This is a genomic window from Pedobacter sp. 01N416 (genome assembly GCF_056399685.1).
Genome location: NZ_JBFTRT010000901.1, coordinates 1 through 1,648, shown reverse-complemented (window position 1 = coordinate 1,648; position 1,648 = coordinate 1). Strand labels below are relative to the sequence as shown.

2 protein-coding genes and 1 pseudogene are annotated in these 1,648 nt (G+C 37.4%); 2 read left to right on the top strand and 1 reads right to left on the bottom strand.

Annotated features, from left to right (window positions below):
• Both pgl and AC1DND_RS28250 read left to right on the top strand, forming a co-directional pair.
• The coding region (gene pgl, locus AC1DND_RS28255) for a 6-phosphogluconolactonase (protein ID WP_477586215.1) at positions 1-500 on the top strand (500 nt) is incomplete at its 5' end.
• A 14-nt stretch (positions 501-514) separates the two neighbouring features.
• A pseudogene (locus tag AC1DND_RS28250) lies at positions 515-802 on the top strand (DUF5655 domain-containing protein); the annotation flags it as partial.
• 223 nt (positions 803-1,025) lie between these two features.
• On the opposite strand, the gene AC1DND_RS28245 reads toward AC1DND_RS28250, so the two are convergent.
• Positions 1,026-1,648, bottom strand: a 623-nt coding sequence (locus tag AC1DND_RS28245) for a Ppx/GppA phosphatase family protein (protein ID WP_477586213.1), incomplete at its 5' end; no start/stop codon positions are given.

Below are 1,648 nucleotides of genomic sequence, written 5' to 3'. Positions count from 1 at the left end.
CAGAAGGTCAGCACAGAATTGATTGGGAAAAAGTATACTTCTTCTTTGGCGATGAGCGCAACGTTCCGGCCAATGATGATAACTACAACGGATTAATGGCCAAGAAAACCATTTTAGATCCACTAGGCATTAAAGAAGACCATATTTTTTACGTTGATACCACTTTGGCTCCAGAAAAAGCAGCTATCGAATATAAAAAAGCAATCGATAAACACTTTAACGGTGAAGATCTCATTTTCGATTTAATCCTTTTGGGTATGGGCGATGATGCACATACGGCTTCGATTTTCCCACACACCACTTTGGTTAAAGATGAAGAAGTAAATGTGGCTTCAGTTTATGTAGAGAAATTGGATACGTACCGCATCAGTTTTACAGCACCGTTAATCAACAAAGCCGATAATGTAGCATTTTTGGTTTTTGGAGAGAATAAAGCCGAAGCTTTAAAACATGTTATTGGCGATGAGCAAAAAGATGTTGCAACTTACCCTTCACCCTAGGGTTATTCCGTTTTTTTATTGAACAATTGACCAGATTAGGAGAGATAAATCTCAGACCTACAAAATCCATGATTGCGATCGAATCAAGAAAAAGTTTTGCATATATTACGCAATTGGGGAAAAACTTTATTCATGTGGTTGTTCCTTTCAATCAACCTTATGAAAACAATCTTTGCTTCATTAAGATTGCGCAGGTGCCAGGAACCGATCAATTTAACCATCATTTGAGGATTTATTTCGAAGAAGATGTTAATGATGAGGTGAAAGGTTTTTTAAAAATGGCTATGAAACAAAATATGTAACCCTGAATTCATTTCAGGGTCTTTGTTGTGATGATTTTCCTGACTAAAAAGATCCTGAAACAAGTTCAGGATGACGAGGCGGAGRGAATTTTCTTCTGATGTTATTCATTCGAAACCAAATTCGTTATTTCGACTGCATCGTAGTCCCGATGTTAAGTCGGGAGAGAAATCTGTTTGATAGATTTCTCCCACTTCGGTCGAAATGACGATCAAGTAGCTTAATTTAATCCAATTTCTCTTCAATCAACAACTTAATAATGCCATCGGCCATACCCACTTTAGGCACATAAATCTGTTTTATACCAGTCCATTTCATTAAGGTTAAATAAATCTCACAAGCCGGGATAATTACGTCTGCACGGTCGGGATTTAAGCCCAGCGTATTAATTCTTTCTTTCAGTGAATAACTGGTTAATTTATTATACATCGAATTTAGCTTTTGCAAAGACAGAGGTGCATTTTCCTTCTCATCCGACATGCGGAAGAGTTTATTGATGTTACCACCGGTACCTATGCCTGCCAAATGTTTATATGCTTTTGTATGTTCTTTTACCCAATCTTTCATTTCATCCCAGGTTTCTTCCTTATCCTGGTTATCGAGCATCCTGATTGTACCAATATTGAAGGATCTTGATGCTTCTGGAGCACCTTTTACAAAAACTGACAGTTCGGTACTACCTCCACCCACATCAATATATAGGTAATTTTTATTTTCGTCTAACTCTTCTTCAATATGGTTAGCATAAATAATATTTGCTTCCCGCTGCCCCTCAATAATCTCTAAAGTAACGTCTGCTTCCTTTTTAATCAGCTTAACAATATCTTCTCCATTACGGGCCTCACGCA